The sequence below is a fragment of the Halomonas sp. HMF6819 genome (assembly GCF_044335525.1).
Lineage (GTDB): Bacteria > Pseudomonadota > Gammaproteobacteria > Pseudomonadales > Halomonadaceae > Vreelandella.
Genome location: NZ_JBIQVY010000001.1, coordinates 645,657 through 667,851, shown reverse-complemented (window position 1 = coordinate 667,851; position 22,195 = coordinate 645,657). Strand labels below are relative to the sequence as shown.

Below are 22,195 nucleotides of genomic sequence, written 5' to 3'. Positions count from 1 at the left end.
CTGGCGTGTAAAAGCAATAAGGTGATTACCTAAAGCAGCGCGTAATAAAAGCAACAAGCAATAAAACAGCACGGTGACGCAGCGGCCCGGCAATTTGGAAGAGGGCGCCTGATTTCGGCTATCCAGGGAGATGGCATGCGCAAGGAACGTCTTATTGTCCCGATCATCGTCGTGGCGGCGCTCGTTTGGGCCGTTGCGCAGTTGATCTCGAGCGTTCTGTTCGAGCGCAGCCTAAGCCAGGCGTTGGAGGATTTGGAAGCGCGCGGCGAGTGGCGCGTAAGCCGCCCCGAGAGCAGCCCCGGGTGGCTCTCCTCCCAGGGGCGGCTTTTGCTGTCGCCGCTGCTCGGCCGGCCCTGGCAGTTGGAAGTCACTTATGATGCCCGTCACGGGCTTTTGAGCACCGACGTTCAGGGCACGCTGGTGCCGCGCCTTGGAAGCGCGTTGCAAAAGGCGGTGGGTGAGGTCTCGGCGCTGTCGCTGCCGCGCTGGCAGGGGCGCTACCACACGCTGAGTGGCAAGAGCGAATTGCGCCTGGCGCTGGCGCCGTTCGTCATTCAGCAAAGCGGGCGCGAGCTCGACGTGCGCGGCGCGCGCCTGCGCCTGGAGGGCGTATTCGGCGACTGGCGCCTTCGCGCGCTGTTCGATCAGCTCACGCTGAGCGACGGGCCGGCCTACCTGCGCTTTGGCCCGACCGTGCTCGAAAGCCGCTACACCTATATCGAAGACGCCTACCACTTCGCCCAGCGCGATCATCTTACCGTCGAATCCACCACGCTCTCTTATCCGGGGTACGAGATCACCGTTGCCTCTACCGACGTGCAAAGCCAGATGGTATTGGATGAAAGCGAGCTGCGCCTGAAAGGGCGGCTGGCGCTGGGAAATGTGCACGTACCCAGCGAAGCGCCGGATACGCCGCTTGTGAGCGGCGAGATCGAGGCGGAGCTTTCAAGGCTCAACGCCGACGCGGTGCGCCAGATCATCCGCCGCCTGCGTCAGGAAGCCGCCTGGGGCGACCCGGAGCGGCCGATGGCCGAAGGCGTCATGGCGCGTTTGGAGCCGGAAGTACTCACGCTTCTAAGCGACTCCCCACGCCTTGACGTGACTCGCATCCAGCTCGAAAGCCCGCTGCTGGGTATCGACGTCGCCGCCGACGGCGCGCTCTTTTTCGACGGCCGCCGCCTAGATGCGCTCAGTCTCGAGGATCTAAGCGATGCCAAAACGCGCTGGCGCTGGCGCGACCGGCTCGATGGGGATTTCGTCTGGTACGACGCGCCCACGGTCGCCGCGCTTTGGCTGGGCCTGCCGCTGGGCACCCAGGAGCTGCAGTTCGACGTCATTCGTGGCAGTTGGCGGGTCAACGGGCGCCCGCTGCCCGAGCTATTGCCCCAGTAGCGCGCCCTGCGCTGACCGGCGCGGGGGCGCCTCTCGAGCGATACGGTTATCTGCCCAAAGGGTTGAAGTTTCCCCGCGCTGCCCACATTCCATTGAAAATGCAAGACGGCGCAGCCGTCAGTCTCAGTCGATGGAGGGCGCATGAGCGACCAGGATCATGAACACGATAACGATTCACCCGTTTGGTTGACCGACGAAGACGTCGCCGATGACGATACCGCCCAAAACGATGAGCATCGCTCCGACGGCGAGCGGGTTCATTCGCTCGTCTCAGCAAGCGACATGCTCCCGGAGCGCATCTATCTGCTCCCGATCCATAACCGCCCCTTCTTTCCCGCTCAGGTGCAGCCGCTGGTCATCAACAAGGACCGCTGGGAAGAGACCATGCGCCGGGTCGGTAATACACCGCACCACACGCTGGGCGTCGCTTTCGTAGGCGAGCAGGGCATCGATTCGCTCACCGAAGGCGACTTTCCCGCCATCGGCACTGCGGTCAAGGTGCACAAGCTCAAAAGCGAAGATCAGCAGATCCAGTTCATCGCCCAAGGCGTACGCCGCTTCAAGATCCAGCGCTGGCTCTCGAAAGAGCCGCCGTATCTGGTCGAGGTGAGCTATCCCAAGGAGCCGGTCGACGCCGAGGACGAAGAGACGCGCGCCTACGCCATGGCGATCATCAACGGCATCAAGGAACTGCTGCCGATCAACCCGCTTTACGGCGAGGAGCTCAAGCACTACCTCAACCGCTTTAGCCCCAACCAACCGGGACCGCTAACCGACTTTGCCGCGGCGATCACCTCGGCTAAGGGCCCGGAGTTACAGGACGCGCTGGCGACCCTGCCGGTAGCGGATCGCATGCACAAGGTGCTGCCGCTTCTGCGCAAGGAGATCGATGTCGCCAAGCTGCAAAGCGAGATCAGCGAGCAGGTCAACGCGCAGATGCAGGAGCGCCAGCGCGAGTTCTTTTTGCGCGAGCAGCTCAAGGTCATTCAGCGCGAGCTGGGCATCTCCAAGGGCGACCGGGAAAACGATGTCGACACCTTCCGCGAACGCTTGAAAGCGCTCAAGGTGCCCGAGCGCGTCCAGGGGCGTATCGACGACGAGCTCGACAAGCTCAGCGTGCTGGAAACCGGCTCGCCGGAGTACGGCACCACCCGCAACTACCTCGACTGGCTGACCTCGCTCCCCTGGGGCATCACCAGCGAAGACAAGCTGGACTTGAACCATGCCCGTCAGGTGCTCGATCGCGACCACGACGGGCTTGGGGATGTTAAAGAGCGCATCGTCGAGTTTCTCGCCGAAGGTACCTTCAAGGGCGATGTAGGCGGCTCGATCGTGCTGCTGGTCGGCCCGCCCGGGGTGGGCAAGACCTCTGTGGGCCGCTCGATCGCCGAGGCGTTGGGGCGCAAATTCTATCGCTTCTCTGTCGGCGGTATGCGCGACGAAGCCGAGATCAAGGGCCACCGGCGTACCTATGTCGGCGCGATGCCGGGCAAACTCGTGCAGGCATTCAAGGAGGTCGAGGTCGAGAACCCGGTAATCATGCTCGACGAGATCGACAAGCTCGGACAGTCCTTCCAGGGCGACCCGGCCTCGGCGCTTCTCGAAGTGCTCGACCCGGAGCAGAACGTCGATTTTCTCGACCACTACCTCGACGTGCGCATGGATCTTTCGAAAGTGCTGTTCGTTTGCACCGCCAATACGCTGGATTCGATTCCGGGGCCGCTGCTGGACCGCATGGAGCAGATTCGCCTGTCCGGCTATATCGCCGAAGAGAAGATGGACATTGCCAAGCACCACCTGTGGCCGAAGCTTCTCGAGCGTAACAAGCTGCCGAAAAAGCGCATCAACCTGACCGACGCCGCGCTCAAGCAGGTGATCGAAGGCTACGCCCGCGAAGCCGGGGTGCGCCAGCTCGAAAAGCAGCTTCATCGCATCGTGCGTAAATCGACGGTGAAGCTTCTGGAGTCGCCGGAAGAGACGGTGAAGATTTCGGTCAAGAACCTCGAGGAGTTTCTCGGCGCGCCGCTGTTCCGTAAGGAGAAGGTACTCAAGGGTCAGGGCGTGGTGACGGGCCTTGCCTGGACCTCCATGGGCGGGGCGACGCTGCCGATCGAGGCGGGCAAGGTGCATTCGCTGGACCGTGGCTTCAAGCTGACCGGAAAGCTTGGCGATGTGATGCAGGAGTCGGCCAACATCGCCTACAGCTACACGCTGGGGCATTTGAAGGAGTACGGTGCCGACCCCGAGTTCTTCGACAAGGCGTTCGTTCACCTGCACGTGCCGGAAGGGGCGACTCCGAAGGACGGGCCGTCTGCCGGCGTGACCATGACCACCGCGCTTTTGTCGCTAGCCACTAACAAGGCGATCGATCGGCCCTTGGCGATGACCGGCGAGCTCACGCTGACCGGGCAGGTGCTGCCGGTGGGCGGCATTCGCGAGAAAGTGATCGCCGCGCGGCGCAGCGATATCTTCGAAGTGATCCTGCCTGAGCCCAACCGTCGCGATTACGACGAGCTGCCGGACTACCTGAAAGAGGGCATGACCGTCCACTTCGCCAATCGCTATAAGGACGTGGCCAATATCGTCTTCAAGTAGGTAGCGACAGAACGTTAGTCTGATAATTTTAATGCGCCACTCTCATCAAAAAGGGTGGCGTTTTTTATGCCTATTCGGCGAATTAAACCTTGGAAGAGGAGTAATAATGGCTTTAACGAAATTTTAACAATCTTGACGGGGCCCCAAGGTGCGAAATAACCAGCCTGTAACGCAAAAAGAGTACGTGCTCGGCGATGAGACCGTTTTGATTTCCCGTTCTGATCTCGAGGGGAACGTCACCTACGCCAGCGCCGCGTTCGTCGAGGTCAGCGGCTACTCGCGTGACGAGCTGATGGGCTCGCCCCATAACATGATTCGCCACCCGGACATGCCCGAGGCGGCGTTCAAGGATTTCTGGCACACCATCAAGGCGGGCAATACCTGGCAGGGCCACGTCAAAAACCGGCGCAAAAATGGCGACCACTATTGGGTAAACGCCACGGTCGCCGCACTTCGTGACGGCGACCGTATCGTTGGCTACACCTCGGTGCGGCGTAAGGCGCAGCCTGACGCCATTGCGCTTGCAGAAAGCGTCTACGCCGAGCTTCGTGAAAAGGGCGCCTCGAGACGCTATCGGGTGAGCGGTGGCGCCATACAGCGCAAGGGGGTGATGGGCGTGCTCGGCCGCTTTCAGCTTGGAAGCCTGAGAGCGCGACTGACCGGCATGGTGGTCGTGGCGATGGTGCTGCTGGGGCTTGCCGGAGCGCTTGGCGTTTACGGGCTGGTCAACGCCGGCGATCGCTTGTCACGGCTCGACGACGGCGGACTGCAGTCGATCGCCAATCTACAAAACATCGAGCGGTGGGTGAGCGAAACCGTGCAGCAGGTGGAGCCCGCCGTGCGCAACCCCAGGGGGGCAGACATTGCGGCCATCACGGCGAGCGCCCAGCAGCAGCTGGTTGAAATCGACAGCCAGTGGAACGCGTATCTGGCCGCCGAGGATGCCGCAGAGCCGGTCATTCAAGCCTTCGATGGCGCGCTGAGCCAATGGAGCGCCGCGCTGAATCAGACGTTAGCGGCACTCGGCGCCGGCAGCAACTTTGCCGCTTTTGAAGCGTTCAACGATACCGCCTTGCCAGCCACCGGCACGCTGCGCGAGCTTTCTGTTCAGCTCGTCGAGCTGGAGCGTACCGACGCCCAGGCGCTGGTCGAAGAAGCACACCGCGACCGTGAGCAGATGCTCGTTGCACAGCTCGTGCTGCTCGTCGTGGGGCTTTTAATTTTGGTGGGGCTCAGCGTTCTGATTCTTCGCTCGATCTTCAAGGGGCTGGAAGGCGCCCGCCACATGACGTTCCAGGTGGCGGCCGGTAACCTGGCTGCGCGTGCCCAAAAGCAGGGAAGTGACGAACTTGGCAATTTGCTCTACTCGCTGGATACGATGCGCTTTAGCCTGGCGGCGGTGGTCGGCGAGGTCGAAAGCCGCGTCTCTTCGGTAACGCCGGCGGTCGAGCAGATCGCCGAGGAGAACGACGTGCTTTCCCAGCGCACCGGTCAGCAGGCGAGCTCGCTGGCGGAGACCGCCTCCAGCATGGTGCAGATGACGGCGACCGTGGCTCAAAACACCGAAAACGCCCGACAGGCAAGCGACCTTGCCGAGCAAAACGCCACCAGCACCCGCGACACGCGCAAACAGATGGAGCAGCTCGTCGAGCGCATGCAGCGCATCGCCGACAGCGCCGACAAGATGACCGAAATGATCGGCGTGATCGACGGCATCGCCTTTCAGACCAACATTCTCGCGCTCAACGCTTCTGTTGAGGCGGCGCGCGCTGGTGAACACGGCCGCGGCTTTGCGGTGGTGGCAAGCGAAGTGCGAAACCTTGCCGGACGCTCCGCCGACGCCGCTCAGGAGATTCGTCGCATGATCGACAGCGCCACCGAGGAAGTCGACGGCGGGCGCACCGCGGTGCAGCAGGCGGAAAACTCGATCGAAAACGTCATGCGCCAGGTGAGTCGGGTCAGCGAGCTAATGGCCTCGATCACCAGCGCCTCGGACGAGCAGAGTAGCGGTATCAGCCAGATCAACGGCGCGATCGCTGAAATGGACAGCACCACTCAGCAAAACGCCCACAAGGTGCAGATGATCGCCGACTCCGCCGATAATCTCACCGTCGAGGTATTCGAGCTTGCCAACGTGGTCGATGCCTTCCGCTTGAAGGGCGCTCAGGAAGAAAACATCCAAACCTCGCTCGAAAAACTGGCGCGGGTGAATCAGTCGCTGAAAAAATCGAACCCTGCGCTGCCCGCCTACTAGACGAGCGCGCCTTACACAACATTACGCTGTCGGTGCTAAATCAGCTCCGTGCCGTTGAAGCGCTTTTCGTCACGCAGTTTGTCGCGGGCGATGTAGAGCGCGGCGATGGCGCGGGCTTCGTGAAAATCCTCGCGTAGGAGAAGCGCGGGCAGCTCTTCGATGGCGTGCGTTTCCACAATGAGCGGCTCGGGCTCGTCGCCGGGCAGGCGCTTATCAAACAGGTCGGTGGCCAGCACCACCTGGATACGGTGGCGCATGTAGTTCGGCGCCAGGGAGAGCTCGACCAGCGGCTCCAGCTGGTGCGCACCGACGCCACACTCCTCCATCAGCTCGCGGTTGGCCGCGGTGAGAATGTCCTCGCCCGGGTCGACCAGCCCCTTGGGCAGGGTCAACACGTACTCCTCGAAACCGGCGGCGTATTCTCGAATCAGCAGCACGTGATCCGGGTCCGGCATTGCAACGATCATCACGGCGGGGCGGTCGCTGCCGCTTAGCCGCTCGAAGCGGCGCTCTTCGCCGTTGGAGAAGCGTAAATCCAGCGCTTCGACGTGAAAGAGCCGGCTTTTCGCGACGCTTTCGCGGCCCAGAATGTGCGGTTTGATAGGATCCTGATGGGACATAAGGCCTCCGTGGCTGGAAAAAACGCCGTGCGCTACAATAGCACGCTTACTGTTTCGACTCTCTTTTCAACACCGGAGTGGCCATGATTGATTGGCGCGAGATCGACACCGTCCTGCTCGATATGGACGGCACGCTGCTGGACTTGCACTTTGACAGCCATTTCTGGCTCGAACATCTGCCCAAGCGCTATGGCGAGCTGCACAAGCTCGACCAGGCCACTCAGGACACGCTGAAGGCGCGTATCATCGGCGAGCAGGGCACGCTCAACTGGTACAGTCTCGCTTACTGGAGCCGGGAGCTCGACGTCGACGTGGTGGCGCTCAAGCGCGAAATTCAGCACTTGATCGGTTTTCGCAGCGACGCGCTGGACTTTCTGACCTGGCTCAAAAACGCCCACCCGCGGGTAGTGCTGGCCACCAACGCCGACCGGGCCAGTTTAAGCCTGAAACTGCCGCTGACGGGGTTGGAAAAGTACCTTGATGCCATCATCTCATCGGAAGACGTGGGGGCGGCGAAGGAGGAGCAGGCGTTCTGGTTTGCCCTTCAAGAGCGCGAGCCTTTCGACCCGCAGCGTACGCTGTTCATCGACGACAACCCGAGCGTGCTCGAAAGCGCCCGAGAGTTCGGTATCAAGTATCTGATGGGGATCAAGCAGCCCGATAGCCAGCGCCCTGAAAAAGAGCTTCAGGAGTTCGTTGCCTTGGACCGATTCGCCCAACTGCTGCCCAACGACTTACCGGCACAGCAAGGAGAGCCTCAATGAGTGATAGCGTTCGCCTGGACAAGTGGCTCTGGGCCGCGCGGTTTTTCAAGACCCGGGCACTGGCCAAGAAAGCCATCGAAGGGGGCAAGGTGCACTACGACGGCGACCGCGTGAAAACCAGCAAAAACGTGGAAGTAGGCGCGCTGATTCGCGTGCCCCAGGGCTGGGATATTTACGAGGTCGAAGTGGTGAAGCTCTCGGATCAGCGCCGCGGCGCCCCGGAGGCGCAAACGCTTTACGCCGAAACCGAGCAGAGCCAGGCCAGGCGCGCCAAGGAGACCGAAGCGCGCCGCCTCAACAACGAGGTCATGCAGCACCCCTTGAAGCGTCCGGACAAAAAGCAGCGCCGCGAGATTCATCGCTTTCAGCGCAACCAGGGCGAGTAGCCCCTGGCGGCGCTCATCTGCCCGCCCCACCCATTTACGCTCTAGACTCTTTTCCCACTTTTTTAACTACTCTTTTAACTACTCCTTCGATGGCCTTTTATGTCTGATCAGATCCAGCGTTTCATGTTCGACCAAACCAACGTGCGCGGCGAGATCGTTACCCTTGCCGACACTTACCACGAAGTGCTGAGCCGACATGCCTACCCCAGCGCGGTCAACGCGCTGCTCGGCGAGCTCCTGGCTGCCGTGGCGCTGTTGACCGATACGGTCAAGCTCGACGGTACGCTCAGTATCGAAGTGCGCGGCCAAGGCGATCTGTCGCTTCTGATGGCGGAATCCAACCCCGGCGGCGAGCTTCGCGCCATTGCGCGCTTAAGCGAAGAGGGCGCGCTGCCCGATGACTCGGCTTGCTTTCGCGATCTGGTCGGCGACGGCCAGATCGTCATCACCCTCGACCCGAAAGAGGGCAAGCGCTACCAGGGCATCGTGGCGCTGGAGTTCGACACGCTGGCCAAGTGCCTGGAAGCCTACTTCAGTCAGTCCGAGCAGCTGCCGACAAAGCTGTGGCTTGCCGCCGACGGGCAGCGAGCGGGCGGGCTTCTGCTGCAGCGCCTGCCGGACGCCTCGCAGAATCAGGATATCGATGCCTGGGAGCGCAGCGTGCACTTGGCCGAAACGATCAAGCGCGAAGAGCTTTTAGGGCTGGAGCAGCGCGAGGTGCTCTACCGGCTCTATCACGAAGAGACGGTACGGGTCTTCGATCCCAAGGCCCTGCGCTTTGGTTGCACCTGTTCGCGTGAGCGCATGAGCCATGCGCTTTACTCTCTGGGAGAGGCGGAGCTCAAGGATATTCTCGAGGAGCAGGGCTCGATCAAGACGCAGTGCCACTTCTGTCACACGAAATATCACTACACTGCGGCAGAAATCGAGGCGTTGATCGACGATCCCGGAAGCTCGGCGCCGGTCATTCACTGATCGTGTAGTCGCATTGATTCAAGGGGCCGCACTCAGTCAATCGGTGGCGGCCCAGTTAACAAGCGGCATCCACGACTAAAGGCGAACGCGCGTTTGAAAAGTTACTGCAGTGCAGCACGAAAATTGCCCGAATTGTAGTAGTTTAACTACAAAAAAGGCGCGCCGAGCCCCCGTTTGACGGGGGCTTTCTTTTTGCCATAATGCGCCGGTCTTTAGCGCTCGGCCCGCTCATTGAGCGGCTACGCGACCCCTTTCAGCGCAAGATCCAGCCTTATATGGCTGTGTATCCAGCACTCGCGCCGAGCATTCATACCGAGAATCGGCCCCTGGCCCAGGAACTGACATGACCACGACTCAAGCCGCTCCCAACGCCCACATCAACCTTGGCAGTGCCGAATTGATCGAGCGCGCCGTGGCCCGGGGAGAAGGCCGCCTTTCGGCGGACGGCGCCCTGGTCGTCAACACCGGCGAGCGCACTGGTCGCTCCCCCAAGGACCGCTTCATCGTCGATGAGCCATCCACCCGCGATCAAATCGACTGGGGCAGCGTCAACCGTCCTTTTGACGCCGACAAGTTCGACGCGCTCTGGACGCGAGTGGAAGAGTACCTGGGCCGTGACGAGCACTTCGTCGCCGAGCTTCACGTGGGCAGCGACACCACCCACTACCTGCCGGTACGCATCACCACCGAAACCGCTTGGCAAAACCTGTTCGGCCGCACCATGTTCGTTCGCCCCACCGCCTACAACCCGGCGGGCAAGGAGGCCTGGACGATTCTCAACGCCGCAGGTTTCGAGTGCGACCCGAGCCGCGACGGCACCAACTCCGACGGCACCGTGATCATCAACTTCGCCGAGAAGAAGGTGCTGATCGCCGGCATGCGTTACGCCGGTGAAATGAAAAAGGCGATGTTCTCAGTGCAGAACTTCCTGCTGCCGGCCTCCGATGTGCTGCCGATGCACTGCTCGGCCAACGTGGGTGAAGACGGCGAGACGTGTCTGTTCTTCGGCCTTTCCGGCACCGGTAAGACCACGCTTTCCGCCGACCAAGGCCGCTATCTGATCGGTGACGACGAACACGCCTGGGGTGACGACATCGTTTTCAACATGGAAGGCGGCTGCTACGCCAAGTGCATCGATCTTTCCGAGAAGAACGAGCCGGTCATCTGGAACGCGATCAAGTTCGGCACCGTGCTCGAGAACGTGGTGCTCGATGATCGTCGCACACCGAACTACGCCGACGACAGCCTGACCCAGAACTCCCGCGCTGCTTATCCGCTGGAGCACGTCGAGAAGCGCGTACCGGAGAACCTGGCCGGCGAGCCGAGCGCTATCGTGTTTCTGACCTGCGACATGTCCGGCGTTTTGCCGCCGGTGTCGATCCTCTCCAAGGAAGCCGCGGCGTACCACTTCCTCTCCGGCTACACCGCTAAAGTGGGCTCGACCGAGATGGGGTCTTCCGAGGGGTTGGCCGCGACGTTCTCCACCTGTTTCGGCGCACCGTTCTTCCCGCGCCCGGCGCGTGAGTATGCCGATCTGCTGATCAAACGCGTCGAGAAGAAGGACGCCCAGGTGTACCTGGTCAATACCGGCTGGACCGGCGGCGCCTATGGCGAGGGCGGTTCACGCTTCTCGATCCCGACAACGCGCGCGATCATCAGCGCGATCCAGTCCGGCGTGCTGCGCGACATCGACACCCGTCATATCGACGGCCTGAACCTCGCCGTGCCCACCGCCGTTCCCGGCGTCGATTCTAGCCTTCTGAACCCGCGCGACACCTGGGAAGATCAGAGCGCCTTTGATCGCCACCAGCAGGAACTCGCCACCAAGTTCGTCGAGAACTTCAAGAAGTTCGAAGGCGTGGACGAGGCGATCATCAAGGCCGGCCCCCAACTGACCTGATCGCAAGACTCGATACCCAAAAGGGGCGGCGCACTCGCGCCGCCCCTTTTTTTATTGTGCCTCGCTGGCGTCGTTAAGCCGCGTTACCGGATGGCTCCTGCGAGGGCGAGCGTCGCCTTGATTACAGCCGAAACCCTTCCTGAATATGTTCCGCCAGACTGTCGATGATCGGGGAGTGAGCGGATGTTGAGCGCACCAGTACGATCGAGACCTCCGGTAATGTAGGGAATAGATCGTCGCCCAATATCTGCATGTCCCGGGTGACCAGGCTCTGCATCCAGGCGGAGACCGCCAGACCCTCGCTCACCACCGCCTGAAGCGTGGCAAGGCTTGGGCTGCTGTAGGCGATGCGATAGGGGCGCCCCTCACGGTCCAGCGCATTACAGGCGTGGCGGCGGCAAGCACAGGGCGCGTCGAACATGGCCAGCGGCACCGGCGAGGCAAGGTGAACGCTATGGCTGGCCGCGGCGACCCACACCGTGGATTCGCGCCGTAGCACGGTGCCAATCTCATCGCCTATCTCACGGGTAACGATGCGCATATCGAGCTCTTCGGTAGGCTGTTGAAGCAGCACCGAGGAAGGCGCGCACTGTACCTCGACATCCACCAGCGGCCAGGCACTGGCGAAGGATTTCAGGATGCCGGGCAGAAAGCGCATCACGTAGTCATCGGGCACGCCCAGGCGAACCCGACCCACCATATCCGGCTGGCGCAGCGTATTCAGCGCCTCGCTTTGCAAATCGAGAATCCGACGAGCGTAGCGCAGAAGGGTCTGGCCTTCGCTGGTAAGCGCCAAAGGCTTGCTGGCGCGAACGAACAGCGGTCGCTGGACGATATCTTCTTCCAAGCGCTTGATCTGCATACTCACCGCCGACTGGGTGCGGTTGACCGCATGGGCTGCGCGGGTAAAGCTGCCATGATCGACGATCGCGATAAACGTGCGCAGCAGTTCGGAATCGAGAGTGGGATGCACGGCGGGCCTCGCAAGCAGGCAGGAAATACAGAGAGCAGTGAGAAATCAGTATCAATTTAAATGATGCCAAGTATCAGAACTATTCGTTGGATTGATTCTAGAGCGTGCCGAATAATTTCTCCACGTCAACCGACAGGAGAAACCGTGATGACGACGTCAAAAGACACGCCAACCGGCACGCGAGGCAGCCGCAAAAAACAGGGCATGATGGGCGCACTTGAAACGCGGTGGCGTCTCTGGTGGCAGGTACGCCAGGAGCGAATCGTACTCCAGCAGGCCAGTGACGCCACCCTGAAGGACATCGGCCTGACTCGCCAGCAGGTGCGTCGGGAAACGAGTCGGCCATTCTGGCAAACGAATACTTGCCGCTAAACCCGGCGCTGGTAGTGGGGCCGCGGGGAGCGGGCGTGCACGCGGTCCTGGGCTCGACATTTCATGCCAGCGCCATGGCTTTGTGATACCGTGTGGGCATTTAAAAGCCGGCATGAGTTAGTGGCACGTATGGATGTGAATCAACGGATTATTTCGCGCCTGGCCGACGAGCTTGGCGTGAAAACGCAGCAGGTCAGCGCTACGGTGGCGCTTTTGGACGAAGGCGCGACGGTTCCTTTTATCGCCCGCTACCGCAAGGAAGTCACCGGGGCGCTGGACGACAGCCAGCTTCGAAACCTCGATGAGCGGCTTCGCTACCTGCGCGAGCTCGAGGAGCGCCGTAGCGCGGTGATCAGTGCCATCGACGAGCAGGGCAAGCTCGATGGCCCGCTGAAAGCGCGCATCGACGCCGCGGATACCAAGCAGCGGCTGGAAGACCTTTACCTGCCGTTCAAGAAAAAGCGCCGCACCAAGGCGCAGATCGCCCGCGAAGCCGGGCTCGAACCGCTGGCGGACGCGCTGCTGGCCGATCCGACGCTTGACCCCGAGCAAGAGGCGCAGAGCTATCTGCGCGCCGCCGAGGGTGAAACGCCGGCCATCGGAGACGCCAAGGCCGCCCTCGACGGCGCCAAGCAGATCCTCATGGAGCGCTTTGCCGAAGACCCGGAACTCATTGGCCAGCTGCGCGAGCGGCTTTGGAGCGAGGGCGAGCTCAGCGCGCGGATGCTCGACGGTAAGGAGCACGAAGGCGCCAAGTTCTCCGACTACTTCGAACACGACGAAAAACTCGCCAAGGTGCCCTCCCATCGCGCGCTTGCCATGTTCCGCGGGCGCAACGAAGGCGTGCTGAGCCTCGCCATTCGTCTGCCGGGTGAAGACGAGGCGCCGGTGCACCCGGCCCAAGTGGCTATCGCCAAGCAGGTTGGCGTTCGTGACGAAGGGCGCGCGGCGGACAAGTGGCTGATGGAGGTGGTGCGCTGGACTTGGCGGGTGAAACTCTACACCGCACTCGAGACCGAGCTTTTGGGCCGGCTACGTGAGCAGGCCGAACAGACCGCCATCGACGTATTCGCCGCTAACCTCAAGGATCTGCTGCTGGCCGCCCCGGCGGGGCAGAAGGTCACGCTGGCGCTGGACCCGGGCCTGCGCACCGGCTGCAAGGTCGCAGTGGTGGACGCTACGGGCCAGTTTGTCGACCAGGCCACTGTCTACCCTCACGCGCCGCAAAACCGTTGGGACGAGTCGCTGGCAGAACTCACTAAACTGATCAAACGCCATAATGTCGAGCTGATCGCGGTGGGCAACGGCACCGCCAGCCGCGAAACCGACAAGCTCGCCGGCGAGCTGGTGAAAGCCCTGGCGCCGAACCAGCGCCTGAGCAAGGTGATGGTGTCCGAGGCGGGCGCTTCGGTCTACTCGGCATCCGAGTACGCCTCGCGCGAGCTCCCGGAGCTCGACGTCACCGTGCGCGGCGCGGTTTCCATCGCCCGGCGCCTTCAGGATCCGCTCGCAGAGCTTGTGAAAATCGAGCCTAAGTCGATCGGCGTGGGCCAGTATCAGCACGATGTCTCACAAGTGCAGCTCTCCAAAAGCCTGGAGGCCGTGATCGAGGACTGCGTGAACGCGGTCGGGGTGGATCTCAACACAGCCTCCAGCGCTCTTTTATCGCGGGTGGCCGGGCTCTCCGCGGTGATCGCCGAAAACATCGTTTCCCAGCGTAACCAGCACGGGGCGTTCAAGAGCCGCAAGGCGCTACTGGACGTCAGCCGGTTAGGGCCGAAAACCTTCGAGCAGTGCGCCGGCTTTCTGCGTATTCACGGCGCCGAGAACCCGCTGGACGCCAGCGGCGTTCACCCGGAGGCCTATACGGTGGTCGAGCGCATCGCGCACGAAACCGGGCGCGAAGTGAAAGGGCTGATCGGCGATAGCCAGACGCTCAAGGGGCTGAACCCGGCGACCTTCGCCGATGAGCGCTTCGGCGTGCCGACGATCAGTGACATTTTTAAGGAGTTGGACAAGCCTGGCCGCGACCCGCGCCCGGAGTTCAAGGCCGCGGAGTTCCGCGAAGGCGTCGAGAAACTCAGCGACCTTCGACCGGCCATGATTCTCGAAGGCACGGTCACCAACGTTACCCACTTCGGCGCGTTCGTGGATATCGGCGTGCATCAGGATGGCTTGGTGCATATCTCGGCGCTTTCGGATAAATACGTCGAAGACCCAAGAACCGTCGTGAAGGCCGGCGATATCGTCACCGTAAAAGTGATGAGCGTAGATATTCCACGAAAGCGCATCGGGCTTTCCATGCGCTTAAGCGATGAAATCGAAAGCGAGGGTGGCGCGAGCGAGCCGCGTGAGAAAAAAGCCTCGAGGGCGCCAAAAGGCGGGCGCAATCAACGTGATAAGCCCGCCTCTGATAACTCGATGGGCGCGCTCGGGGCGGCGCTTTTGAAAGCGAAGCAGGGCAAATAGTCGCGCGCCTTGAATAATTCGCTCATCGCGCCATATTCTTGGTGCTATTGAGGGCTAGCCTGATGGCAATACCCGTAGACTTTACCAGGGCCCGATCATGGGGCCTTTCGACAAGGAGTGTTCGTTTTGGCTGAGCCACTCACTGTGCCTACCTCGCTGACCGCCCAGATCGAGCGCCTGTTGCCAAGCGCACGCTTGGGGCGGTTGGGGCGGCTGCGGCGTGGACTGGAAAAAGAAGGGCTGCGGGTCGATAAAGAGGGCCATATCGCTCAGACGCCGCACCCGGCCGGGCTTGGCTCGAAGCTGACCCACCCGCACATCACCACCGACTACTCTGAATCGCTTTTGGAGTACATCACGCCGGTCTATACAGAGCCGCGCGAGGCGCTGGCGTTTTTATCCGATCTGCACACCTTTACCTACCAGCATCTGGACAACGAATGGATCTGGCCGGGCAGCATGCCGTCCAGGCTTTCGGGTAACGACAGCGTTCCCATCGCCGACTACGGCACCTCGAATGTCGGCACGATGAAGCATGTCTATCGCAAGGGGCTGGACGTGCGCTACGGGCGCATCATGCAAGCCATTGCCGGGGTGCACTACAACGTGTCGCTGCCCGAGGACATGTGGCACGCGCTGCGCGAGCTCGAGAAAGCGACGAACATTCCGTTCAACGACTACCGCTCGACGCGCTATTTCGGCATGATCCGCCATTTTCGCCGCCATAGCTGGCTGCTGTTGTACCTGTTCGGCGCGTCGCCTGCGATCGACAAGAGCTTTTTACCGGAAGGCAAGGTACCGGAGAAGCTCGCCCCGCTGGGTGACGACACCTATTTCGCCGAGTACGCCACGACGCTTCGAATGTCGGACTTGGGCTATCAGAACAAGGTCCAGGAGCAGCTCAAGATCTGCTTCAACTCGCTGTCGAACTACGTCAACACGCTGCGTCACGCGATCTCCTCGCCCTGGCCGGACTACGAGAAGCTCGGTGTGAACGTCGATGGCGACTGGCGCCAGCTCAATGCCAATATCCTGCAGATCGAGAACGAGTACTACAGCGATATTCGCCCCAAGCGTGTCGCCAAACACAACGAAACGCCGAGCCAGGCGCTCGAGGCGCGTGGCGTCGAGTACATCGAAGTGCGCTGTCTGGATTTGAACCCCTTCGATGCCCTCGGCGTGACCGAAGATCAGATGCGCTTCGTCGACGTGTTCCTGCTGTGGTGTCTTTTGAGCGACAGCCCCTGGATTTCCGATGAGGAGTGCGACCGCCTCGATGATAACCGCCGGCTGGTGGTCGAGCGCGGCCGCGACCCGGCGCTAACGCTTACGCGCGACGGTGAATCGATTTCGCTACCTGACTGGGGCGAGCAGATTGTCGCCGAGATGGGTGAGGTCGCGCGCCTGCTCGACGCGGTGGAGGAGAGCGCGCCGCATCAGGCCGCGCTGGATGCGTTGGCGCCGAGGCTGCGAAATCCCGAGCTCACGCCGTCAGGGCAGCTGCTGGCGCGCTTAAAAGAGGGCAACGGTTCGCTCAGCGATACGCTGCTGTCACTTGCCAAGGAGCAGAAACAGTCGCTGGGCTCAAGCCCCATGCTGCGCTCGCGCGAGGCGCTGCTGGATCAGCTGATCGAAACTTCGCACCAGCAGCAGCGCGATATCGAAGCCGCCGAAACCAAATCGTTTAACGATTTCATCGAGCACTACTTCACCAAAGCGCGCGAAATGCGAGGCTTTTCGTCGATTACGTCCGAGGAACTGGAATGACCCCTTCCTTCATTCGGCCCACTGCCTGGGCCGGTGTCGCTTTTTGCGTACTCATGATGACCGTGGCGCTGATGCTGGAGCACGTGGTGGGGCTCGAGCCCTGCCCGCTGTGCATCTTTCAACGGGTAGCGGTGATCGCGGCGGGGCTAGTGCTGCTGCTAGCCGCGCTTCATAACCCGAAAGGCACGGTAAGTAAGAGCGTGTACGGCGTGCTGGGCCTTGCCGCCGTGGCCACCGGGGCGTTCATCGCCGGGCGCCACGTGTGGCTTCAGCACCTGCCTCCCAGCGAAGTGCCTTCCTGCGGGCCGGGGCTCGATTACATGATGGACATCCTGCCAATGCGGGAGGTCGTCTCCATGGTGCTCACCGGCTCCGGCGAGTGTGCCAATATCGACTTCACCTTTTTGGGGCTCTCGCTACCGGCTTGGACGCTCATCGGCTTTCTGATCCTCGCCATCGCGCCGCTGCGCATGCTGTGGTTGGCTTATAAGCGCTGATCGACCGGCCGGGTTGATGAATCGACAACAACCAACAATAAGGAAACGTGGCGTGCCATATCGCGATTTTGCTACGCAGGAAGAAATCGACCGGGCTTACGATACCATGCAGGGGCGCGACCCTGGCCAGCTCGCCAAGGCGTGGCTTGAGCGCAGCGACGTCTCCCGGTCACGCCATCGTGTGACGCTGGATCGTGCGTATGGCCCCTCGTTGGCCGAGCGCATGGATATCTTTCATGCAGAAGGTCCCGCGGCCCCGGTGCATATTTTCTACCATGGCGGCTTTTGGCGCGCACTAAGCCATCGGGAGTTCAGTTTTGTCGTCGATAGTTTGGTGGCGGCCGGGATCACGGTGGCGGTGGTCAACTATGCGCTGTGTCCGCAGGTGCGTTTCAGTGAGCTGGTTCGGCAAAATCAGGCGGCTCTGGCACACATCCATCGACACGCCGACGAGCTTCAGGTCGACCCGAATCAGCTGAGTATCTCGGGCCACTCGGCGGGGGGGCATATCTGCGCCATGATGGTCACCACGGATTGGGAGGGGATGTTCGGACTGCCCGCCGACGTGATTCGCGGAGCGCTATGTATCAGCGGACTTTTCGATTTGCGTCCCTTCCCCTGGTCCGGACTTCAGCCCAAGCTTCAGCTGACCGGCCGGGATGTCGAGGAGTTCAGCCCCTTGTGGCGCTCGCCTTGCGTTCAGGCGCCCATGCACTTGGTGGTCGGCGGCCAGGAAACTGAAGAGTTCCAGCGCCAGACGACGGCATATGCGCGTCATCTGGAGCAAGAAGGCCTCTCGGTCGAGCTGCACCTGCTGGAAGAGGATGACCACTTCTCAGTGCTCGAGCACTACCTCGATGGCCGCTTTGTGGATTGGATAAAAGCGTTTCACGCGCTCTAACGGAAAGCCGTGACGCTCTGACGAACGCTAATCAGGACCGTCACGGCGGGTATTCAGGGGCCTGGGATGACCGCCGTGGCCTCGATTTCCACTTTGGCCTGGTCCTCGACCAGGCCCGCCACCTGCACCATGGTCATCGCCGGAAAATGCTTGCCGAGCACGTTGCGATAGGCCGCGCCCACCTCCTTGAGACGCGCCAGGTACTCATGTTTGTCCGTGACGTACCAGGTCAAGCGCACGATATGCGCCGGGCCCGCGTCGGCTTCCTCGAGCACCGTCACGATATTGGTCAGTGCCTGTTGGACCTGACCGACGAAATCATCGGTTTCGAATAGCTGGTCGGCGTTCCAGCCGATCTGCCCGCCTACGAACACGGTTTGGCCCGAGGCCATCACGCCATTGGCGTAGCCGACGGCGGATTTCCAGTGAGAAGGGTGTAGAAGTTGGTGAAGCGTGGCGTCGCTCATGAGGGCTGTCCTTGTACGTTGTCGACGGTGATGTGCTGGCGTATTGCATCTGTCCAGGGCATTGATTTGCCACTGTTTAAATCCATGAAAACCAGAGTCGAGCGGCTGGTCAAGCGCTTTTGCTCGTCGCATCGGGCGCTGATCTCGAGAGTGAGACTGCTGCGGCCGATGGCGTGAACCGAGAGCTCGAAATGAAGCACCTCGCCCAGGCGGCTCGGTGCATGAAATTGGGTTTCGATGGAGGCGGTGGGTACGCCGGTCAGATCCTCCACGTGCAGGCGGTTGAAGTCGTGGTGGACGACGTCGGCAAACCAGTCCTCGATCACCGAATTGATCATCTCGAAGTAGCGCGGATAGAACACGATCCCGGCAGGATCGCAGTGCTGAAAACGGATCTTTCGCTGTGTGCTGAATGGCATGGCATGTCTCTTCTTTGAACTCGCGCTACACGCCCAGGTAACGATCGCGGACAGCGCCATCCAGCGCTGCGGGCCGGTCGTTCCACACGGTGCGCCCTTTTTCCAGAATGGTGCAGCGATCGGCGATGGGTAGTATTTCGCTCAACGACTTGTCGACCAGCAGGGTGGATTGCCCCTGTTCCTTGAGCAGCCGGATCGCCCGCCAGATTTCCTGGCGAATGACCGGCGCCAATCCTTCGGTCGCCTCGTCAAGCACCAGCAGCCGGGGGTTGGTCATCAGCGCTCGACCGATGGCCAACATTTGCTGCTCGCCGCCGGACAGAGTTTTCGCCCTTTGAGAGCGGCGCTCCTCCAGGCGAGGAAACAGCGCTTCCACCTTTACGAGCGTCCACTCGCCCGGGCGGGCCGTAACCTGCAGGTTTTCGCGCACCGACAGGTTGGGAAAACAGCGTCGTCCCTCGGGCACCAGCCCGAGCCCCGCTTTGGCGATACGGTAAGCGGGAAGGCGGCGTAAATTCTGCGATTCGAACTCGATGCAGCCCCGGCTTGCGGGCGTCAGGCCAAAGATCGAGCGAATGGTCGTGGTTTTGCCCATGCCGTTGCGGCCCATCAACGCGACCATCTCCCCCGAATTGACCTCGAGATCTACGCCGAAAAGCGCCTGTGAAGGGCCGTAGAACGTTTCGATTTCGGCAACCTTAAGCATCGCAGTCTCCCAGGTAGGCTTCCCGAACGAGCGGGTCTTGGCGGATCGCGTGGCTATCGCCCTGGGCGATGATGCTGCCTGATACCAGCACCGAGATTCGATCGGCCAGTCGAAATACCGCTTCCATATCGTGTTCGATCAGAAGTATTGGCACGTCACGCTTGAGCGCCTCCAGCAGCTCGGTCAGCCTGGCCGACCCCTCCGGGCCGAGACCCGCCATAGGCTCATCGAGCAGCAGGGCGCGCGGTTTGAGGGCCAGCGCGCAGGCAACCTCCACCTGGCGGCGCTCGCCGTGGGAAAGCTCCGATACCGGCGTCCACGCGCGATGGCCAAGCTGCATGTGCTCAAGCGCCTCCAGGGCGGGCGCAAGCAGCGCCTCGTCTCGCGCGACGGGTTTGAAGAACCGGAAACTGTGGCCCTGCAGCGCCTGTACGCTCATCATCACGTTGCGCATGACCGATAGCGGCTCGGCCAGTGAAGAGACCTGAAAACTGCGCCCCAGCCCCAGGCGGGCACGCTGGGCTACGCTCAGATTGGTGATCGTTTCACCACCCAGCTCAATGCTTCCCTGGTCGGGGCGTATGTGGCCGGCGATCTGGCCGATCAGCGTCGATTTCCCCGCTCCGTTGGGGCCAATCAAGGCGTGGATCTCGCCCGGTTCGAGCGCCAGTGAGACATCGTTGGTCGCCTGCAGCGCGCCGAAGCGCTTGTGCAGATGCGTTAGTGAAAGAACGGCGTCACTCATTGCGCTCCCTCCCGGCCAGAAACCCCATGACGCCGTGTTTGGCGAACAGCACCACGCCCAGTAGTACGAGACCTAAAAAGAGCTGCCAGTACTGGGTGATGCCGCCCAGGAAGGTCTCCATCATGACGAACAGGATCGCACCGGCCAGCGGGCCGTAAAGACGCCCTACGCCGCCTAAAATCACGATCACCATCAGCTCACCGGAGAAATGCCAGCTCAGCACCGTCGGGCTTACGAAACCGTTCAGGTCGGCATAGAGAGCGCCGGCAAGCCCGGTAATGGCCGCCGAGATGACGAAAGCGACCAGCCTGACCGGATACGGGTTGATACCCGAGGTGGCCAGGCGCACGTCGTTGAGTCTGGCCATGGTGAGCGCGGCCCCGAAGCGCGACTTCATCAGTCGAGAGGTCAACGCCATGGCGAGCAGCAGGCCGACGAAGCAGATCAGGAAGTAGTTCAGCGGATCGCTGCTATCCACAAAGGGAAGCGAATTGCGCAGGTAGATAGGCAGGCCATCCTCGCCGCCATAGGTAGGCCAGGAGTTGGCGAAGTAGTAGATCATCTGGGCGAAGGCGAGGGTGATCATGATGAAGTACACCCCAGTCGTGCGCAGCGAAATCGCCCCGATTACCAGCGCCAGCAGAGCACAAAGCAGCGCCGCCGCCAACCACAGCACCAGCAGGTTGTCGCTACCCGGCAGGCTGATCGGCGAGGTCATGAACGGCGTTGCATCGAACGCGTGAAAGGCACCGATACCGGCCACGTAGCCGCCCAGGCCGAAATAGGCCGCATGACCAAAACTTACCATGCCGCCATAGCCGATGGCCAAATTCAGCCCCACCGCCGCCATGGCGATGATCGTGATTCGCGAAGCCAGGTTGACGTAGTAGAACTCGCCCATGACGTAGGCAGCCACCGGCAGAATCAGCAGCACCGCCAAAAGCGCGATCTGCACCACGCCCTTGCGGTCGAAGGCACGCTCGTTTCGAGGCGCCGGCGCCACCACGGGCGCGGATCGGGAAGTCGTGTTAATCATGAGCGGAGAAGAGCCCCTTTGGCTTGAACGCGAGGATGATGGCCATGAGGATGTAGATCAGCATGGCTGCCAAGGCGGCACCGACGCCGGCCGCTTCTGAAGGCGGCATGAAGGCACGAAAGAGAATCGGCAGATAGACACGCCCCAGGGTGTCCACCACGCCCACCAGCAAGGCGCCGAAAAGCGCTCCCTTGATCGAGCCGATTCCGCCGATGACGATCACCACGAAGGCCAGAATAAGCACCGGCTCGCCCATGCCTACCTGCACCGACTGCAGCGCGCCTACCAGCGCGCCCGCAAGTCCGGCAAGGCTTGCACCGAGGGCGAAGACCACGGTATAGAGCTTCGAAATGTTGACTCCCAGCGCACCGATCATTTCGCGATCGCTTTCGCCGGCACGAATACGCATACCAAGGCGCGTTCTCGAAATGAGCAGATAAAGTGCGATGGCAATGACGACTCCCACACCGATCAGCATCAGCCGATAGGTGGGGTAGCGGGTGTCACCGGGCAAGGTCACGAAACCGGTCAGCCAGGAAGGCGGGCTCAAGCGCAGAGGGGAGGAGCCGAAAAGCCAGCGCGTTCCTTCTGAAAAGATCAGTATCAGCGCGAAGGTGGCCAGCACCTGATCCAGATGGGAGCGATGGTAGAGCCTTCGTATCACGATCAGCTCCACCAACGCGCCGGCGACGGCCGCCGCCGCCATGCCGGCGGCCAGCCCCGTCAGAAAAGAGCCTGTCGAGGCGGCGACCGCCGCCGTGGCATAGGCCCCCACCATGTAGAAGGAGCCGTGGGCGAGGTTGATCAATCCCATCACCCCGAACACTAGCGTTAGGCCGCTGGCCATCAAAAACAGCATGGTGCCAAGCTGCAGACCGTTGAGTAATTGCTCGATTAGCAGAGTAACGGACACGTTGGGTATCCTTGACCGAGTGAAGAGAAGGACCGAGCATTTGC

Annotated in this window: 20 protein-coding genes; 12 read left to right on the top strand and 8 right to left on the bottom strand. The window is 61.6% G+C overall.

Annotated elements, in window-relative coordinates:
• Nucleotides 1-135: 135 nt before the first annotated feature.
• From ACGLWX_RS03115 to ACGLWX_RS03105, 3 genes are all read left to right on the top strand, one after another.
• Entirely contained in the window at nucleotides 136-1,392 is a 1,257-nt protein-coding gene (locus ACGLWX_RS03115) for a DUF945 family protein (RefSeq protein ID WP_396237238.1), read from the top strand.
• Nucleotides 1,393-1,533: 141 nt separating this feature from the next.
• Nucleotides 1,534-3,987 carry an endopeptidase La gene (lon, locus tag ACGLWX_RS03110; protein WP_252107321.1) on the top strand — a complete coding sequence of 818 codons (2,454 nt, stop codon included), beginning with the start codon at nucleotides 1,534-1,536 and terminating at the stop codon, nucleotides 3,985-3,987.
• Nucleotides 3,988-4,135: 148 nt separating this feature from the next.
• Nucleotides 4,136-6,241 (top strand): methyl-accepting chemotaxis protein, encoded by a 2,106-nt coding sequence (locus tag ACGLWX_RS03105; RefSeq protein ID WP_396237236.1) that lies wholly within the window; start codon nucleotides 4,136-4,138, stop codon nucleotides 6,239-6,241.
• Nucleotides 6,242-6,276: 35 nt separating this feature from the next.
• Here ACGLWX_RS03105 and nudE read toward each other — a convergent pair whose 3' ends face one another.
• Entirely contained in the window at nucleotides 6,277-6,861 is a 585-nt protein-coding gene (gene nudE / locus ACGLWX_RS03100; protein ID WP_396237234.1) for an ADP compounds hydrolase NudE, read from the bottom strand.
• Between the two features lie 83 nt (nucleotides 6,862-6,944).
• Between nudE and yrfG the strand changes: the two genes are divergently transcribed.
• From yrfG to ACGLWX_RS03080, 4 genes are all read left to right on the top strand, one after another.
• A complete protein-coding gene (gene yrfG / locus ACGLWX_RS03095; protein WP_252107324.1) occupies nucleotides 6,945-7,625 on the top strand; it encodes a GMP/IMP nucleotidase in 681 nt (226 codons plus the stop codon).
• A complete protein-coding gene (locus tag ACGLWX_RS03090; protein ID WP_396237232.1) occupies nucleotides 7,622-8,011 on the top strand; it encodes an RNA-binding S4 domain-containing protein in 390 nt (129 codons plus the stop codon). The genes yrfG and ACGLWX_RS03090 overlap by 4 nt, the downstream gene beginning before the upstream one ends.
• A gap of 99 nt (nucleotides 8,012-8,110) precedes the next feature.
• A complete protein-coding gene (gene hslO / locus ACGLWX_RS03085) occupies nucleotides 8,111-8,986 on the top strand; it encodes an Hsp33 family molecular chaperone HslO (protein WP_396237230.1) in 876 nt (291 codons plus the stop codon).
• A gap of 343 nt (nucleotides 8,987-9,329) precedes the next feature.
• Entirely contained in the window at nucleotides 9,330-10,886 is a 1,557-nt protein-coding gene (locus ACGLWX_RS03080) for a phosphoenolpyruvate carboxykinase (protein WP_396237228.1), read from the top strand.
• 121 nt (nucleotides 10,887-11,007) lie between these two features.
• Here ACGLWX_RS03080 and ACGLWX_RS03075 read toward each other — a convergent pair whose 3' ends face one another.
• On the bottom strand, nucleotides 11,008-11,859 hold the full coding sequence (locus ACGLWX_RS03075; RefSeq protein WP_396237226.1) for a LysR substrate-binding domain-containing protein: 852 nt from the start codon (nucleotides 11,857-11,859) through the stop codon (nucleotides 11,008-11,010).
• 147 nt (nucleotides 11,860-12,006) lie between these two features.
• On the opposite strand from ACGLWX_RS03075, the gene ACGLWX_RS03070 reads away from it, so the two are divergent.
• From ACGLWX_RS03070 to ACGLWX_RS03050, 5 genes are all read left to right on the top strand, one after another.
• Nucleotides 12,007-12,231, top strand: coding sequence for a DUF1127 domain-containing protein (locus ACGLWX_RS03070; RefSeq protein WP_396237224.1), 225 nt, complete (start codon nucleotides 12,007-12,009; stop codon nucleotides 12,229-12,231).
• Between the two features lie 129 nt (nucleotides 12,232-12,360).
• Nucleotides 12,361-14,700, top strand: coding sequence for a Tex family protein (locus tag ACGLWX_RS03065; RefSeq protein WP_396237222.1), 2,340 nt, complete (start codon nucleotides 12,361-12,363; stop codon nucleotides 14,698-14,700).
• Nucleotides 14,701-14,826: 126 nt separating this feature from the next.
• Nucleotides 14,827-16,467 carry a glutamate--cysteine ligase gene (gene gshA, locus ACGLWX_RS03060; protein ID WP_396237220.1) on the top strand — a complete coding sequence of 547 codons (1,641 nt, stop codon included), beginning with the start codon at nucleotides 14,827-14,829 and terminating at the stop codon, nucleotides 16,465-16,467.
• Nucleotides 16,464-16,964 (top strand): disulfide bond formation protein B, encoded by a 501-nt coding sequence (locus tag ACGLWX_RS03055; RefSeq protein ID WP_396237218.1) that lies wholly within the window; start codon nucleotides 16,464-16,466, stop codon nucleotides 16,962-16,964. The genes gshA and ACGLWX_RS03055 overlap by 4 nt, the downstream gene beginning before the upstream one ends.
• A gap of 52 nt (nucleotides 16,965-17,016) precedes the next feature.
• A complete protein-coding gene (locus ACGLWX_RS03050; RefSeq protein ID WP_396237216.1) occupies nucleotides 17,017-17,865 on the top strand; it encodes an alpha/beta hydrolase in 849 nt (282 codons plus the stop codon).
• A 53-nt stretch (nucleotides 17,866-17,918) separates the two neighbouring features.
• Here the strand turns inward: ACGLWX_RS03050 and ACGLWX_RS03045 are convergent, their stop codons facing one another.
• Genes ACGLWX_RS03045 through ACGLWX_RS03020 form a run of 6 tightly spaced genes read right to left on the bottom strand, consistent with a single transcriptional unit; the run spans nucleotide 17,919 to nucleotide 22,151 of the window.
• Nucleotides 17,919-18,332: a RidA family protein gene (locus ACGLWX_RS03045; protein WP_252107334.1), complete on the bottom strand. Its 414-nt coding sequence runs from the start codon at nucleotides 18,330-18,332 to the stop codon at nucleotides 17,919-17,921.
• Nucleotides 18,329-18,751, bottom strand: coding sequence for an acyl-CoA thioesterase (locus ACGLWX_RS03040; protein WP_396237214.1), 423 nt, complete (start codon nucleotides 18,749-18,751; stop codon nucleotides 18,329-18,331). The genes ACGLWX_RS03045 and ACGLWX_RS03040 overlap by 4 nt, the downstream gene beginning before the upstream one ends.
• A gap of 25 nt (nucleotides 18,752-18,776) precedes the next feature.
• Nucleotides 18,777-19,457: an ABC transporter ATP-binding protein gene (locus tag ACGLWX_RS03035; protein ID WP_396237212.1), complete on the bottom strand. Its 681-nt coding sequence runs from the start codon at nucleotides 19,455-19,457 to the stop codon at nucleotides 18,777-18,779.
• Nucleotides 19,450-20,202, bottom strand: a complete 753-nt coding sequence (locus tag ACGLWX_RS03030; protein WP_396237210.1) for an ABC transporter ATP-binding protein — start codon at nucleotides 20,200-20,202, stop codon at nucleotides 19,450-19,452. Before ACGLWX_RS03030 ends, ACGLWX_RS03035 begins: the two co-directional genes overlap by 8 nt.
• The gene (locus ACGLWX_RS03025) at nucleotides 20,195-21,238 is read right to left on the bottom strand and encodes a branched-chain amino acid ABC transporter permease (protein WP_396237208.1); all 1,044 of its coding nucleotides are present in this window, start codon (nucleotides 21,236-21,238) and stop codon (nucleotides 20,195-20,197) included. The genes ACGLWX_RS03030 and ACGLWX_RS03025 overlap by 8 nt, the downstream gene beginning before the upstream one ends.
• A complete protein-coding gene (locus ACGLWX_RS03020) occupies nucleotides 21,231-22,151 on the bottom strand; it encodes a branched-chain amino acid ABC transporter permease (RefSeq protein WP_252107339.1) in 921 nt (306 codons plus the stop codon). Before ACGLWX_RS03020 ends, ACGLWX_RS03025 begins: the two co-directional genes overlap by 8 nt.
• Nucleotides 22,152-22,195: the final 44 nt, after the last annotated feature.